We start from the raw sequence: 15,477 nt of genomic DNA on the forward strand, positions 1-15,477 counted from the left end.
TCGAGCCCGCTTGCCTCTCGTCATCGTCGGCGCGCGTCTGAGCAGACCGGCGCCGGGCAGCGGTAGGCCGCTGGATTTCGGCCACAACAGAGCGGTTATCGCACCATTGCCCGTTGCACAGCAAATTCGACATTTCGATAGGTTCGGGCGTGCCTTAGCCGAGCACAGGAGATTCCCGCCGACCGGCGCCTGACAGCTAACAGAGTAATGTTTCGGCCATGTGGAGCTCAGTGCTGGCGCTGGCCCTGCTTGGGGCACTGGATCCGTGGCGCCTCGCTGCCATCCTCCTCATAATCTCCCGGCCAAGACCCTTGCCGAATTTGTTCTTCTATTGGGTCGGCTCGCTGATGATCACTCTTCCATACCTGTTGATCCCGCTTTTGGTGCTTCACCATGCACCGGTTTTCGATTCGTTCACCAGCGCCATGTCGACGAGCCCGACCGTCCGCCATATTCAGGTCGCCGTGGGAGGTTTGTTCCTCGCCATTGCTTTGGTGATGGCGCTACGGTTCAGGGCACGTCGGCGGGTTCGTCAGTCGACAAGCGCCACCGCATCGGGCTCGGGGCCGGATACGGTTACTCCGCCGGCACTCTCCGGCCTTCTTCGCCGTGCGCAGGCAGCGGCAGAGGAAGGTGGGTCTCCCTTTCGTCGACTCCTTGGACGCGTCCATCACGCTTGGCAAAGCGGTTCTTCGTGGGTCGGATGGGCCCTCGGGTTCGGGTACCTGTTGTCGATCGAGTGGGCCGTACTCATCGTCGCCATCCTTGTGGCTTCCGGCACCGCGATCGGCGTGCAGATCACCGCAGCCATCGTCTTCGTGGTCGTTCTACTTGCCAGTGTCGAGATCATCCTCATCTGCTATCTCGCCATGCCCGCAAAGACCCACGCAGCACTGCGGCGCCTCCACGACTGGGCTCTCGTTCATCGTCAACACCTCCTTATCGCCTTCGTAGCGGTGATCGGGGTCTCGCTGATGGTCAACGGTGCGGGTGCGTCCGACCTGTTCTGACACTTCCAGTGCCGGACACAGATCAATTGGCGCTCCTCGCGCAACGAACGTATGGCTTAGACTCGACGCCATGGCTCGGCCATGGGCGTGTCGTCGTCAGTCTCAATCCATGCCAACCCATTTCGACCGCAGGCCATCGCGGTCTGCTCAACCAGGGCAGCCATCCGCGCGGAGCCCGGGCCACACTCGTCCATTCGATCTGCGTCACTGCTAACGTCGACGAAACGCAATGTGACCACGACATCCAGGAATCGATCGCTCGCCGCAGTCGCGGACATGTTGCCCTGACCAAATGTTCTGTGTTCGGCCTTGGATGGAGCCATGGATAGTAGATACTCGCGTTCATGCTGACACGAACAGATGAGGATGATGCGGCTGTAAGTGAAGCCTATGGTCTCCCGACTGCGTCTCGTGTGCGCACCGATCCGCGTACTCGAAAGTTGAGCTGTGTCAGCTAAGAGACGGCGTACTGGCGCAATCTCCCGGCGTCGTGTATCCAATGACGATATCGCGCCGGACAATTCGCTTACATTCCTGGACCAAGGCTGGTTCGCGGGGCGCCTGGCCACTGGGCAGGAGGAAGTCGTCCAGTGCGTTTGGGTTTACGAGCATCCCATCGACTTCGATGGGCTGAGGCGATTTCACGCCAATCTCGGTCGTGGATTGCTGGGGCGGCGCATCGAGCGGTCGCCCCTCCCATTCGCCCGGGACCGCTGGGTTCAGGACCAGACACCACCGGATATCGATATCGCCGAGCACGCCCGTCCGCGCGCGGAGCTCAGCGAATGGATCGATGAACGCTCACAGGTACCTACGAATTCTGAAACGGGTCCCGGTTGGCATCTCGGCCTGCTTCCACTCACGGATGGCTCGACGGCAGTCAGCCTGGTGGTCTCGCACTACTTGATCGACGGCCTCGGACTTGCCGTCACGATAGCCGATGCAATTCTCGGCAACACCAGAGATCTTGGCTACCCGCCGCCGCATTCGCGCACTCGAAGCCGTGCCGTTATGCAGGATCTGCGGCAAAGAGCGAAGGACGCCCCGAAGGTGGGCCGGGCGCTCGCCGCAGCAATGAAGATGGCACGTCTCCGTCGCGACAACCTCGCCGAATCACCAGATCCTCTACCTGTCGCCGTCCCTGAAGGTTCCGAAGAAGAAGTCGTTGTTGTCCCGGGTATCACCGTCTACGTCGAGTTGCGTGATTGGGATGCTCGCGCCGAACTCCTCGGCGGAACAAGCAGGACCTTGGTAGCCGGATTCGCTGCCAGGTTCGCCGATGGATTGGGACGGCGACGCGCGAGTGACGGTGCGGTGACTTTACAACTCCCGATAAGTCAACGCACCGTGGACGACACACGAGCGATCGCGGTTTCGTTCGCACGCCTGAGCACCGATCCAGCGCTGGCGACGAAAGACTTGAATGATCTCCGCGGCGCAATCAGGCAGGCGTTGGAATCACTGAAAGAAACGCCGGACGAGGCGTTGCAGTTCTTCTGGCTGACGCCGTTCCTGCCTAAGCGGGCGTTGAAACGGCTGTCCGAAGCAGCTTTCGCAGATCCCGATCTGCCCGTATTCTGCTCAGACCTAGGCGATTTCGGTCCGGTTATGTGCCGCCTCGACGGCACCGACGCCACGCCGGTGACCGCCCGGGTGACGAGGCAGCAGGCGACGCGAGGATGGCTAGAGCGAACGGGCGGACATATGACGCTCCAATCCTGGCGGCTCAACGACAAGATCGGCATGAGCGTAACCGCCTATCAGCCAGGCACGCCGAACACAAAAGCGGCTTTACGCGAGCTGGCGATCAAAACGCTCGACGACTTCGGCCTCACGGGTGATGTGCTGTAGCGACACGGAAGTGGCGCAACGGCCTCGTGCCGGGTTACGCGCTGAGCCGTTGCACCGAGAGCTTGGCCAGGTGTCAGACTGGCAATCGTGAAGATCGCTCTGAAGTTTTCCCCCGTAGCTCGGAGGTCTCGCTCCCGGAGCCGGCGCAGGATGATGAGAGCGTTGGGTTCAGAGCTTTCCTCGGCAACAGAATGGTCGGCTCGGGAATCTGAGCGTCCGAGCTTGCAGGCTGCGGCAGAGAGCTACGCCCCGGAGGCCGACAAGCACGCGCGACACTTGGCGATATGCCAGTTCGAAATCGACTTGACCAGACCGATCCGAGTGCTGGAGATCGGCAGTTTCTATGGGTCGTCGCTCCGAAGTTGGCAGGAAGGCATTCCTAGCGGCTCAACGATCGTCACGATCGACATCAGTTCCAAGCTCGCGAAGATCGCTGATGCGAGAGGTGTCCACGTACGCATCGGTGGTGAACCCCGTACAGTCATTCGCGAAGCGGCTTCGGAGTTCGGACCATTCGACGTCATACTCGATGCTGGAAGTCTCACGACAGCGCACATGATCGATTTTTTTGGCTTCCTATTCGAAAGCGCGTTGAGGGAAGATGGAATTTATATGATCGCTGATTCCCGGTTCCATCCGTGGACTTTCTACAACGGACTTTCGCTTGCAAATCTCGGAAGTGCCTTCATGGACGCGTTGTATGGCCATTACCAGATTGCATCCGACGAATCTCGGTTCCAGAGCAGCCCTGTTGTCGTCGTGCGTCGCGCAGTCGAAGGCGCGTGAGATGCCCCTGCCCATCATGTCCTACCAGGCAGAACCCACATCCACCCGTGGAACCGCCTGCCCGGAGCGCCTGGTAAACATGGGCTATAGTTGGCCGCATGGCAGACGGTCCGGCCCGACAAATGTGTCCGAATGAGCCGAAACCCTAGAGATTGGCCGCCTTGCCGCAAACGCCAGGTCGCCCACCGCCGCATAGAACGAGCAACGGTAGATACGCAATTTTCGGAGGCGACGCTTACGCCGGCCGCCCAACCGTTTGGTGAGATTTATCTATGATTCACAGATTCTGCGTCACGCATACGCAGCCTCTACTACCCGAGGAGTGGTATGACGATTGCCTATCACTCGGAGATTTTCAGCCCCATTCACAATTCCATGTGAAACATCTCGATTCTTTCTGGCACGAAGCTCGACCGCTGGCATATGGTGCAGCAGGAACGCACGTCTTGCCGATCGCTATCGAGAAGCTGCCGAACCATATCCAGCTGATCGAGATCTCATCCTTCCGAAAAAGAGTTCTTCCTTACCCTGAAGGAATCGAGTCCCGGATCTATCCGACCATGAGGGAGGTTCGGCGCCACGGGGTTGCGGAGGAGGTCGAATTGTCGATATTCACACCGCCTAATGACCTCGGCTTTCTCGTGCCGCAACCGCTGTATCTGAAGAACTCGATGCTTGGGCACTACACGATATGCCATCGCCGCAAAGACATTCTCGACTACACCGCCCTTGCCGTTGAGACCGGCGTGCTGGATAAGGATTCCGCGGCCGACTTTCTGTCGTCGAAGCATTTCATCCCCGGAGGGGTCGAACTAGGGATTTATCCGAAAACCTTCTTGGTCGATGCGTTGTCAAAGATCGAGCGCGTTAGTAAAAGCTTCCTCATCCGATACAGCGATCGTCTGAGAAAGTATGACGCTTATCAGATAAGAGCGGTCGGCTTCCTGTCTGAGCGGCTGGGATCTTTCCTTTTGATGCGCCACCTCATCGAAGCGCATGGGAAGGATATCCCGGAGCCTATTTTCGGCCACATGACCGCAATCGTGGAAGACGACGCAACCTACACGGTGGGCTTGGTAGAACAACCGAAGAAGCGGCTGGCCCGTTACAAACTCAAGGATGATCGAGCAGGATGAAGGCCGTATTGCTGGCGGGCGGGCTCGGCACTCGCCTCAGCGAAGAGACCATGACACGCCCCAAACCGATGGTCGAAATCGGCGGGCGCCCCATCTTGTGGCACATAATGAAGCTTTACTCTCATCATGGAATTCGCGAATTCGTCGTATGTTGCGGCTATAAGGGCTACCTCATCAAAGAGTACTTCGCGAACTATTTCTTGCACATGTCGGATGTGACATTCGATATGTCTGCGAACAAGATGGAGGTGCACCGGCAACACGCAGAACCGTGGCGTGTCACGTTGGTGGACACCGGAGACGACACGTTGACAGGCGGGCGCCTCAAGCGTGTGGCAGCCTACATCCAGGATGAAGAGGCGTTCTGTTTCACTTACGGTGATGGACTCAGCGACGTGGACATCAGTGCAAGCATCGAATACCACCGCCGACACAAGCGTCACGCCACAGTCACTGCGGTACTTCCGCCGGGCCGATACGGCGCCCTCGAGTGTGCGGATGGTCGCGTCACGCGCTTCGTCGAGAAGCCTCGTGGCGACGGCGGTCTCATCAACGGCGGGTTCTTCGTGTTGTCACCCGCGGTCCTCGATTACATTCAGGACGACCAGACCTCATGGGAAGGTTCACCCTTGGCTCGTCTGGCCGCCGACGGCGAGGTGATGGCATTCGAGCACTCGGGTTTCTGGCAACCCATGGATACGCTTCGAGACAAGAACACGCTCGAAGATTTGTGGCGTAGCGGTGAAGCACCGTGGAAATGCTGGCGTTGAACTCCTTCGGCAACGCTTATCGCGGGCGAAGAGCTCTGGTTACCGGTCACACCGGCTTCAAGGGCAGTTGGTTGTGCCTGTGGCTTCGCGCGCTCGGCGCCGACGTCACGGGACTCGCTCTTGATCCCACTTCCAAGCCCAGCCACTGGGATCTGTTGCGGCTTCCGATGAACGATCATCGCGTCGACGTTCACGATGAGGCCGCAGTTCGAAGGGTCTTCGCTGAGGAAAGTCCCGAGATCGTTTTCCACATGGCCGCTCAGTCTTTGGTGCGCCGGTCTTACTGCGAGCCCGTAAACACGTGGGCCACAAATGTGATGGGGACCGTCAACGTTCTCGAGGCTGCGCGTCATACACCGGGGTTGCAAGCGGTGGTCGTCGTCACGACCGACAAGTGCTATGAGAATCGAGAATGGGCCTGGGGCTACCGCGAACGAGACCGACTGGGCGGTCACGACCCTTATAGCGCGTCCAAGGCCGCATGTGAGTTGGTTGCCAGTAGCTACCGGACCGCTTTTCTGCAAGAGCCATCGTCCCCGCTGGTTGCAACAGCCCGCGGAGGCAATGTAATCGGCGGCGGGGATTGGTCGGAGGACCGGCTGATTCCTGATCTGGTTCGAGCCGTCGTCGCTCGTAACCCGCTCGTCGTCCGTTCGCCGCAGGCAACACGGCCCTGGCAACATGTGCTGGACTGCCTCAGCGGGTATCTGCTGTTGGGCCAGCGCCTCTTGGATGGCGACGCAACAGTTGCCGACGCCTGGAACTTCGGTCCTGGCGGGGAAGGGAACCTGTCGGTCGAGGAGATGCTCCGGGCCTTCAGGCGCACGTGGCCAGATATCGAGTGGCAGGCCTCATCAGGCCCGCACCCTCATGAGGCGAACCTGCTCCAACTCGACATCGCAAAGGCGAAGGCACATCTGGGATGGCACCCCGTGTGGGGCCTTGCGGATGCAATCCATCACACGGCCGACTGGTACCGACATTGGATCGAAGCCGGTGAGGTGTCGAGCGCCGGCCAACTCGACACGTATGTGAGCGATGCAATCGCATCGGGCGCCGGTTGGGCGACGGCATGAAAATCCTCGACACGCCAGTGGATGGTCTGAAGATCGTGGAGTCCTCGCCCCACCGCGATGCTCGAGGGTCCTTTGTCCGACTGTTCTGCGCTGAGGAGCTTGCTCCTGTTCTCGGGGACCGGCAGGTCGTGCAGATCAACCACTCCAAGACCAGCCACGCCGGTGCGATTCGCGGTATGCACTACCAAATGCCACCGCACGCCGAGATGAAAATGGTTCGGTGCTTGCGGGGCAGGGTTTGGGACGTGGTTGTCGACCTCCGCAGGGACTCCGCCACGTTCTTGCATTGGCAGGCCTACGAACTCGCACAAGATGACGCCCGAATGATCGTGATACCGGAAGGCTTCGCGCACGGCTTCCAGGCACTGGACGCGGAAAGCGAATTGATCTATCTACACACGACCTATTACCGTCCGGGCTCCGAGGGCGGCCTTCGCTACGACGACGCGAAATTGGCCATCCCTTGGCCATTGCACCCGTTGGACGTATCGCCTCGAGATCTCTCGCATCCCCTAGTGAGTGACGATTTCACCGGAGTTGACTTATGAGATGTCGCCACTGCGGCCAATCCTTGAGGCACAGTTTCGTGGACCTCGGATTTGCGCCTCCTTCGAATGCCTACTTGACGGCAGAAGACTTGGATAAGCCTGAGGTCTATTACCCGCTACGCGTGAAAGTGTGCGACCGGTGCTGGCTGGTACAGACTGAGGATTATGCCCGCGCCGATGAACTGTTTCGTGCCGACTATGCCTACTTCTCAAGCACTTCCAGCAGTTGGCTCGCGCACGCCGCGGAATACGTGCGCATGATCACCGAACGCTTGGGACTCGGGCCCGAAAGTAATGTTATCGAACTTGCCTCTAATGACGGTTACCTCCTGAAGGACTTCGTTACAGCCGGAATTCCGTGTCTTGGGGTCGAGCCGACGGAGAGCACGGCTGACGCTGCAGAACAGCTGGGAATTCCGGTTCTGCGCGAATTCTTCAGCGAATCTCTCGGACGCCGACTCGCCGGCGAAGGGCGATCCGCAGACCTGATCGTGGGGAACAATGTCTATGCTCACGTCCCCGACATCAACGACTTCACCCGCGGAATATCCGCTGTGCTGAAGCCCGCAGGCACCGTGACATTGGAATTTCCTCACCTCATGCCGTTGATCGACCGGACGCAGTTCGACACGATTTACCATGAGCATTTCTCGTACCTTTCGCTCACAACTGTGTCCCGTATCTTCGCCGCTGCAAATTTGCGAATCTGGGACGTTGATGAGCTGCAGACTCATGGCGGCAGTCTGCGCGTGTATGGCTGTCATGAAGCGGCACCGATCGCTACGACGGACCGTGTTGGTTCGATCCTCGCTCGTGAACGGCAGTTCGGTTTGACGGAGTTAGAGACGTATACCGGATTCCAAGACCGGGCTGACCGTGTCAAAAATGATCTTCTCGCCTTCCTGGTTGAGCAGAGGCGCGCCGATAGGCGTGTGGCGGCCTACGGCGCGGCGGCGAAAGGCAACACCTTATTGAACTACGCGGGTGTGAAGCCGGACTTGCTGCCTTACGTATGCGATGCCGCACCCGCTAAGCAGGGAAAGTTTATGCCGGGAAGCCATATACCGATCTATTCGCCCGAGGCGCTTCGGAACAATCCCCCCGACTACGTGGTTATTCTGCCGTGGAACATCGCCGCTGAGGTACGAGACCACTTCGATGATCTCGTCGCTGCAGGCGTTCGATTTTTGACCACAGTTCCGGAGTTGAGCTTCGTATGAAAGCCAGGAAGACGGACGGCGTCCACATCGCAATCAGGTCAGCGGCTTTACGGCGACCACGACGTCCTGAAAACTCAGGTGGTCAATTCGCCCGCACCACAAGCCGTAGCGGACCGGATCCACGACCTCGAGTCCGCTTTTCTCATACAGGTTTCTGACGAAGGGTTCTTCGTAGGCAACCGCCACTTCCGGCCGGATGCGGGTATTCGTGCGGTACCCATGCCTCGCATGCCTGAATAATTTCTGCTTTTTCGCGTTAATCAGACCCAGCGACTCGTCGGTGAGAAGAAAGAACGTGATCAGGCATCGTCCACCCGGCTTCAGTACACGAGCGATCTCACGCAGATAGTTCTCAACACCGGAGGGGAACATGTGGGTGAAAACCGAGGCAAGGAAAACCACGTCGAATGACGCGTCCGGAAACGGGAAGCGAAACTCCGCCGATGTGTCTTTTCCTTTGCGGTTGTATAGTCCGTTATAGATGTCTGCAACTTTGAACTCGAAGTTTGGGTGCGATCGCGAGATGTTCTTGGTGCACCACGCGACGGCTCTCCGTGAGACGTCGAAACCGGCGTAGCGACCCTCGCCGTTGAGATAGCCGGTCAATGGCAAAGCCATGCGCCCCGAGCCGCAACCCACGTCGAGCACTGCGTGATCCGGCTGCAAATCACACAACTCAATCAGATGTTCTAATACCTCAGCGCCGTCTTCTTTGAACTTTTTTGCGCTTGGGGCGCCGACGAACATCTGGAGCCATCTGGGCGGCAACAGAGTCCTGGGCGTCGCTTCGTCGTTCGTCGCCGGCACGCGATTCACGCTTGGAATGACGCTGTGGGTCTCTCGCTTCAAAATGTGGGCTCCCTATCGATTGGACTGTCTAACTATTTTATTGGCATGGCCGTTGCAGCGCTCCGCCCGGTTGAAACGGTCAATTTCTCGGACGCACCAGGTGTCTCACACCCAAAACGCACTCCCCCGCGACGAGGCCGGTTCATCAATCTGCACTATGCTTGCGAGAACCTTCGGCCGCGGCTCACGTTGCCCTGGAACGACTTCCGCACTTCTCGTTGCGCGATCGCCGTCAGAGCGAATGGTGATGGTCGCTCAGGACGAGCGTCTCAGATACCCGTGGGGCGCAACCGTGATCAGCAATTTGTGCTCGATGCTCTTGTCGACGTCGAATTCCGCATGCGTGTTGAGGAATTGGCGCACGGCAGTTTTCGGATTGTCGCCGGGAGCCCAGGGACGGTCGGTGAACATCTCGGACGGCATATCGTCGACGACCGTGTCGAAGACGACGCAATAGCTGCCCACCGAAGTCAACGACGCGTAGGCCTCCAATTCGGCCAGCACATGGTCGTGGGTGTGATTGCTGTCCAGACAAACCATGACCTGCCGATAGCCGCTGGCTATCTGACGGACCTGCGCCACTACCTCGGGCGCGATGCTTGAGCCCTCGATCATTTGGATGCGCGATGCCATGGGGTGCGCCTCGATGGCCTTGCGGTTGTGCGCGCGGATGTCGACGTCGATGCCGAGGACCTTGCGATCGGACTTAACAGGATCGAGCGGTGCACCGGATTCGATCGCATCGGCCACGTCCAACAGCGCGAGCATGGACGCGCTGAAAATGAGCGATCCACCATGGGCGATGCCGGTCTCGATGATCAGGTCGGGCCGGACGCGCCAGATCAGTTCCTGCATGGCGACGATGTCTTGGGGATACTGAATGACGGGACGCGACATCCAGGTGAAATTGTACGAATATTGAGATTCGAGCGAGGTCTGCATGAATCTCGCAGCGTGCGTCTGTAGGGATTCATCACGCGACATTGCATCGATCCGGTCGACAATCTCGTCGTCAAACCCGCCCACGGTCGACTCCAATCAGGTTGAATCGATTCTTCGTCATCGTGCGAATCTCCTCCAAGTAATTGGAATTCATCACATAGATGTCTGCGCCCGGGGACAGCGATTCCATCCCCTCCGCCGGCGACATCACCCGCAGGCCGGTGGCTGGCACGTACTTGTTCCATTTGGCCGGGTTGATGTCGACGAGAACATCTATCGGATTGCCGAATCGCTCCTGCAGTAGCGAGTAGATGACACCTTTCGACGCCGCGCCCCATACGGCCCGCAATCCTGCACCGTCGGGCGGCGCACCCGTCGCCGCCGATAAGAAGTCATCCGGGAAGTCGACCAGGTCTGCCGGGCCGGCGACGGGTGGTCGCAAGGTGGCGAGGTCGGCAACGACGTAGAGATATTGGCCACCGAAGAGGTGCCCGCCCTCCGCGACTGTGCCGAACAGTCGGGAGAAATCCTCGAGCCTGAAGTAGTTGACGTGTTCGTAGAAGATGTCGAACCAGGCTCTGGCGCGCAGAATCCAATCAAGACATGGCACCTCGATGTAAATCAGGCCACCGTCATTCGCGTCGCGCAAGTCCTCGAGGAACCCGAAAGGGTTCTGCACGTGTTCGAGTACGTGACGAAGCACAATTCCCTTGGCAGACACGGACACACCCGTACCGAAGAAGTGACGCTTGACCGCTGGGTTTTCTCCTTCGTACGTTGGGTCGAAGCCCGTAATGGAGCAACCGCGGGACTGCAGTAACTCCAGGAAATGCGCTTTGCCGCAACCGACTTCGACCAACCCGTCAGTGCCTATTGTGCGCTCGATGATCTCAGCGACTTGTTCCAAGTGACTCTTGAACAACGGGCTATGCGCCTGCTCGTTTTGATAATGCGCGTCGTACGACATCAACTCGGGTCGGAAGGCGGCGTTGTGAACCAAGCCGCTGACGTCGTCCTGAACCAGGCGAATATCGCCTCGGGGGCAGCTTCGCGCCTCGCGGGCAGAGTCGTACATCCGGTTCTGGAAGATGGGAAAATCTGACTGCTCGTACAGCAGTGTCCCTCCACTCAATTCAAGTCCTCCTGCACGCCAACCACCCGCGGTGGGTCAAAGATGTTCTCGGGTCTCGCCCCGAACCGCAACAATTCACGCCGACCGTACTCGTCCGCGATGCGTTCGGCGAGCTGCCGGACAGTCACGGCTTTACCCGAACAGATGTTGACGGCACCCTCTTGTTGGCCCAACGCGACGTCGGTGATCATTCGAGCGGCATCCTTCACGTCGAGAAAATCCCGCACCTGCTCGCCGCGAGTAAGGAGAGCTTCCTGTCCCGCTTGTAACTGCTTTCGAATGTATGGCACCAGTCGTCTGTCGTCTTCGCCCTCGCCGTACAAGTAAAAGATGCGGCACCAGGCAAAGCTGAAGGACTCGGCTTCGAAAAAACTGCGAAGCACTTGAAACGCCGCCGCCTTGCACTGGGAGTACAACGTGCTCGGCGCCAGAGGAGTTTCGGTGGTCAACACAGACGCCGAAAGGTCATACTCCGCGCAGGTTCCGACACCGACGAATCGCTTGCCTCCAGCGGCTGCGAACGCGGAGGCCAGCCTGAGTGTGCCTGCGAGACAGGTGAGGTTCATGGGGGACGTAAGGTAATCGCTGGAATCCGTGTACCACGCCGTATGCACCAGCGTGTCCGATCCGTCGAGCATGTCAGTCAGACGACCTTCTGGTTCGACGAACAAGTCAGGGGTTTGCACGACGTCCAATGATCCTCGCGTCGGCAGTGCATCCAGGCGGGATGGATCCCGGATGAGTACCCGCACCGAAGCGCCTCTTTCGAGAAGCTCCCTCAGGACCTGCCTCCCGACGAATCCGGTGGCTCCGGTCAGCACGACGGTCACCGGAGGCTGGAATCCCACAGAGCCGGCTGACGATGGCTTCGGAACTCGCCCCGGTATCCTTCCGTCACCGTCGTCTCCAATGTGCCCCAACCTTCCATCCGCCCCTTGCGTCCACCACGGTGTTCGTCTCCGGACCTGATAATGCCTCTCGGTGCTGCGCGCCGAGCGATTCGGGCCCTTGAGCTGAATCTTCGGGCGGCCGACCAAGACCACTCGGGCCGGAAGCCAACGCGATGATCAATTCCACCTTATCGACTGGCCGGGCTCGCCGACCGAACGGCTCTCGGGTGCCAAACCAGACGCACTGCCGACTGCTCGACACCCTCCATCCACATAGCGGGCTCCGGGGCAGAACGCGCCTCTTGCATAAATCCACCTCGACGCAGCGTCAAACGGTCGATAGCCGATCACCGTTTGGGTAATGTTCGCACCCATGTGGGGGGCTTTGCTGGTGCTAGCGCTGTTGACGACCGTCAATCCCGTGCGCCTGGGCATCATCCTTCTCGTACTCCTCAGGCCACGCCCCATCCAGAGCCTGATCGCGTATTGGTCGGGTTGCGTGGTGGTCGGTATCGCCACCGTTATGGTCCCGCTGATCGCGCTGCACTCGGTGCCGACGTCGGCCTCTTTCATCAAGCAGTTTGCCGACCCGACCGACAACCCATCGGCGCAGCGGATCGCCATCGGAATCGGCGTGGTGTTGATCTTGATCGCCGGCCTAGTAGTTTTGCACTCCGCGACGCGGCAGCGAGCGGCTGTACCGTCACCGGGCGGTGGGGGGCGGCATCGACTGCCCGACGGGACCGACAGCACTAAGACCGCGACCCGAGAACGGGACGCGGACGTCCCGCCGGTGATCTCGCATTTAGTTATGGATACGGCGCAGGAGGCACCGTCAGACGGTGGATCGGTGACCGCGCGACTACTCGGCCGTATTCGCAGAGCATGGCAGAACGGGTCTCCGTGGCCCGCCTTCGTGATCGGCGTGATCGTCGTCCCGCCATTGGACGGGCTCCTTCTGGTGCTGGCATTGATCGTGACGTCGGGCGCTTCCCTCGAGATGCAGCTCGCAGCCGCCGCGGCCTACATCGTCGGAATGCTCGCGGTCGAAGAGATCATTCTTGTGAGCAACGTGGCTGCACCGGTGAAAACTGAAGCGGCACTGCGACGGCTGCACGACTGGACGATTGCGCACCGGCTGAAGATCCTGGTGGCCTTCCTGGTGGTCACCGGTCTGTCGATGGTGGCCAGAGGCGTCGGCCTGCTCTGACTCGGCCGCCAGCTGAGGTCACCGCGAACTTCGCGCATTCGGTTGCTGGACCGTCTGGTCTGCCACACCCTCGGTGCTATCTTTTGGTCAATGCAAGCGAAGGTTGTTTTGTCGTCGAAGGAAATCACATGACTGCACATGTCGAGCAGTTGGAGTTCCAGGCGGAGGCACGCCAGCTTCTGGATTTGCTGGTTCACTCGGTGTACTCCAATAAGGACTCATTCCTGCGAGAGCTGATCTCCAACGCCTCGGATGCACTGGACAAGCTACGACTAGAAGCACTGCGCAATAAGGATCTCGATGTCGACATCTCCGATCTGCACATAGAGATCGAAGTGAATAAGGATCCGCGCGTCCTGACCGTCCGTGACAACGGCATCGGGATGACGCGCGCCGAGGTCGTCGACCTCATCGGCACCTTAGCCAAGTCGGGCACTGCCGAACTGCGCCGTAAGCTGCGCGAGTCCAAGAACGAGGCCGCGTCCGAGGAGCTGATCGGTCAGTTCGGCATTGGCTTCTACTCGACGTTCATTGTGGCTGACGAGGTCGAGCTGCTCACGCGGAAGGCGGGCGAGAGCGAGGCGACCCGCTGGGTGTCGAGCGGTGACGGCACGTACACGATCGAATCCGTTGAGGACGCTCCACAGGGAACATCTGTCACTCTTCGACTCAAACCCGAGGACCGCGAAGACCATCTACACGACTACACCGCTGATTGGAAGATCAGAGAACTCGTCAAGAAGTACTCCGACTTCATCGCTTGGCCTATTCGGATGCAGGTGGAGCGAATCACCCCCGGCCAGGACGGGGGTAAAGAAACCATCACCGTAGAAACGCAGACCCTCAACTCGATGAAGGCACTGTGGGCCAAGCCCAGAGATGAGGTGTCCGATGAGGAGTACAAGGAGTTTTACAAGCACATCGCCCACGCCTGGGACGATCCGCTAGAGATCATCACGATGAAGGGCGAGGGCGCCTTCGAATATCAGGCGCTGCTTTTCATCCCATCGCAGGCTCCGTTCGACCTCTTCGCGCGGGACGCCAAGATCGGCGTGCAGCTTTATGTCAAGCGGGTCTTCATCATGGGCGACTGCGAAGAGCTCATGCCGAGATATCTCCGCTTCGTCAAAGGCGTTGTCGACGCGGAAAGTATGTCGCTCAACGTCTCTCGCGAAATCCTGCAGCAGGACCGACAGGTCACGGCCATTCGTCGCCGTCTGACGAAGAAGGTCTTGTCGACAATCGCGGATATGCAATCGGGGCGCCCGGAGGATTACTGGACGTTCTGGACAGCGTTCGGCGCCGTGCTCAAAGAGGGATTGATGTCGGACGCTGACAACCGTGAGCAACTGCTGCGGGTCTCATCGTTCGCCTCCACGTACAGCGACGAAGAACTGACCACACTGCCCGAGTACATCGAGCGGATGAAGGAGGGCCAAGAGCAGATCTTCTACGCCACGGGACAATCTCGCGAGCAGCTGCTGAAGTCGCCGCATCTCGAAGCGTTCAAGGTGAAGGGCTACGAGGTGCTGCTGCTCACTGACCCGGTCGACGAGATCTGGGTGGGTTCGGTGCCGGAGTTCGACGGCAAACCGCTGCAGTCGGTGGCCAAGGGCGAGGTCGACCTCGACTCTGAGGATGAGACCAGCGAGGCCGAGCGCGAGGAGCAGGCAAAGGAATTCGCTGAGCTGCTGGCTTGGTTGAAGGAGACCCTGAGCGAGTATCTATCGGAAGTGCGGTTGTCGGGGCGCCTGACCGAGTCACCGGCGTGCCTGATCACCCCGACGTTCGGCATCACGCCGGCGCTCGCGCGGATGTATCGGGCCTCAGGCCAGACTGTGCCGGTCGGGAAGCGCATTCTCGAGCTGAACCCGCAGCACCCGCTCGTTACCGGTCTGCAGCAGGCTCACAAGGACCGCGGTGACGACCCGTCGCTGGCTCAAACCGCTGAATTGCTCTACGGCACCGCCCTTCTCGCCGAGGGTGACCTACCCGAGGATCCCGCGAAATTTGCCGCGCTGCTTGCGGAGCGCCTGGTCCGGATCGTGTAGGCCGCA

At 59.5% G+C, this 15,477-nt stretch carries 14 protein-coding genes; 10 read left to right on the plus strand and 4 right to left on the minus strand.

Annotated elements, in window-relative coordinates; translation table 11 throughout:
- Positions 1–218: 218 nt before the first annotated feature.
- From AAHH99_RS00045 to AAHH99_RS00080, 8 genes are all read left to right on the plus strand, one after another.
- The gene (locus AAHH99_RS00045; protein ID WP_418766869.1) at positions 219–1,010 is read left to right on the plus strand and encodes a GAP family protein; all 792 of its coding nucleotides are present in this window, start codon (positions 219–221) and stop codon (positions 1,008–1,010) included.
- Positions 1,011–1,457: 447 nt separating this feature from the next.
- Positions 1,458–2,861, plus strand: coding sequence for a hypothetical protein (locus AAHH99_RS00050; RefSeq protein ID WP_418766870.1), 1,404 nt, complete (start codon positions 1,458–1,460; stop codon positions 2,859–2,861).
- A 222-nt stretch (positions 2,862–3,083) separates the two neighbouring features.
- Positions 3,084–3,647: a hypothetical protein gene (locus tag AAHH99_RS00055; protein WP_418766871.1), complete on the plus strand. Its 564-nt coding sequence runs from the start codon at positions 3,084–3,086 to the stop codon at positions 3,645–3,647.
- A gap of 377 nt (positions 3,648–4,024) precedes the next feature.
- Positions 4,025–4,783: a hypothetical protein gene (locus tag AAHH99_RS00060; protein WP_418766872.1), complete on the plus strand. Its 759-nt coding sequence runs from the start codon at positions 4,025–4,027 to the stop codon at positions 4,781–4,783.
- Positions 4,780–5,553 (plus strand): glucose-1-phosphate cytidylyltransferase, encoded by a 774-nt coding sequence (rfbF, locus tag AAHH99_RS00065; RefSeq protein WP_418766873.1) that lies wholly within the window; start codon positions 4,780–4,782, stop codon positions 5,551–5,553. The genes AAHH99_RS00060 and rfbF overlap by 4 nt, the downstream gene beginning before the upstream one ends.
- Positions 5,541–6,629, plus strand: coding sequence for a CDP-glucose 4,6-dehydratase (rfbG, locus tag AAHH99_RS00070; RefSeq protein ID WP_418767545.1), 1,089 nt, complete (start codon positions 5,541–5,543; stop codon positions 6,627–6,629). Before rfbF ends, rfbG begins: the two co-directional genes overlap by 13 nt.
- Positions 6,626–7,177 (plus strand): dTDP-4-dehydrorhamnose 3,5-epimerase family protein, encoded by a 552-nt coding sequence (locus tag AAHH99_RS00075; protein WP_418766874.1) that lies wholly within the window; start codon positions 6,626–6,628, stop codon positions 7,175–7,177. Before rfbG ends, AAHH99_RS00075 begins: the two co-directional genes overlap by 4 nt.
- Positions 7,174–8,397 carry a methyltransferase domain-containing protein gene (locus tag AAHH99_RS00080; RefSeq protein ID WP_418766875.1) on the plus strand — a complete coding sequence of 408 codons (1,224 nt, stop codon included), beginning with the start codon at positions 7,174–7,176 and terminating at the stop codon, positions 8,395–8,397. Before AAHH99_RS00075 ends, AAHH99_RS00080 begins: the two co-directional genes overlap by 4 nt.
- 33 nt (positions 8,398–8,430) lie before the next feature.
- Here the strand turns inward: AAHH99_RS00080 and AAHH99_RS00085 are convergent, their stop codons facing one another.
- From AAHH99_RS00085 to AAHH99_RS00100, 4 genes are all read right to left on the minus strand, one after another.
- Positions 8,431–9,204, minus strand: coding sequence for a methyltransferase domain-containing protein (locus AAHH99_RS00085; RefSeq protein WP_418766876.1), 774 nt, complete (start codon positions 9,202–9,204; stop codon positions 8,431–8,433).
- A 297-nt stretch (positions 9,205–9,501) separates the two neighbouring features.
- Positions 9,502–10,272 carry a cephalosporin hydroxylase family protein gene (locus AAHH99_RS00090; RefSeq protein WP_418766877.1) on the minus strand — a complete coding sequence of 257 codons (771 nt, stop codon included), beginning with the start codon at positions 10,270–10,272 and terminating at the stop codon, positions 9,502–9,504.
- On the minus strand, positions 10,259–11,320 hold the full coding sequence (locus AAHH99_RS00095) for a class I SAM-dependent methyltransferase (RefSeq protein WP_418766878.1): 1,062 nt from the start codon (positions 11,318–11,320) through the stop codon (positions 10,259–10,261). Before AAHH99_RS00095 ends, AAHH99_RS00090 begins: the two co-directional genes overlap by 14 nt.
- On the minus strand, positions 11,317–12,150 hold the full coding sequence (locus AAHH99_RS00100) for an NAD-dependent epimerase/dehydratase family protein (RefSeq protein ID WP_418766879.1): 834 nt from the start codon (positions 12,148–12,150) through the stop codon (positions 11,317–11,319). Before AAHH99_RS00100 ends, AAHH99_RS00095 begins: the two co-directional genes overlap by 4 nt.
- 421 nt (positions 12,151–12,571) lie before the next feature.
- On the opposite strand from AAHH99_RS00100, the gene AAHH99_RS00105 reads away from it, so the two are divergent.
- Together AAHH99_RS00105 and htpG are read left to right on the plus strand one after the other, a co-directional pair.
- Positions 12,572–13,420, plus strand: a complete 849-nt coding sequence (locus AAHH99_RS00105) for a GAP family protein (protein ID WP_418766880.1) — start codon at positions 12,572–12,574, stop codon at positions 13,418–13,420.
- Between the two features lie 128 nt (positions 13,421–13,548).
- Positions 13,549–15,471, plus strand: a complete 1,923-nt coding sequence (gene htpG, locus AAHH99_RS00110) for a molecular chaperone HtpG (protein WP_418767546.1) — start codon at positions 13,549–13,551, stop codon at positions 15,469–15,471.
- The last annotated feature ends 6 nt before the right edge of the window (positions 15,472–15,477 follow it).

Origin of the sequence: Mycobacterium neumannii (genome assembly GCF_048452905.1) — a bacterium.
Classification (GTDB): domain Bacteria; phylum Actinomycetota; class Actinomycetes; order Mycobacteriales; family Mycobacteriaceae; genus Mycobacterium; species Mycobacterium neumannii_B.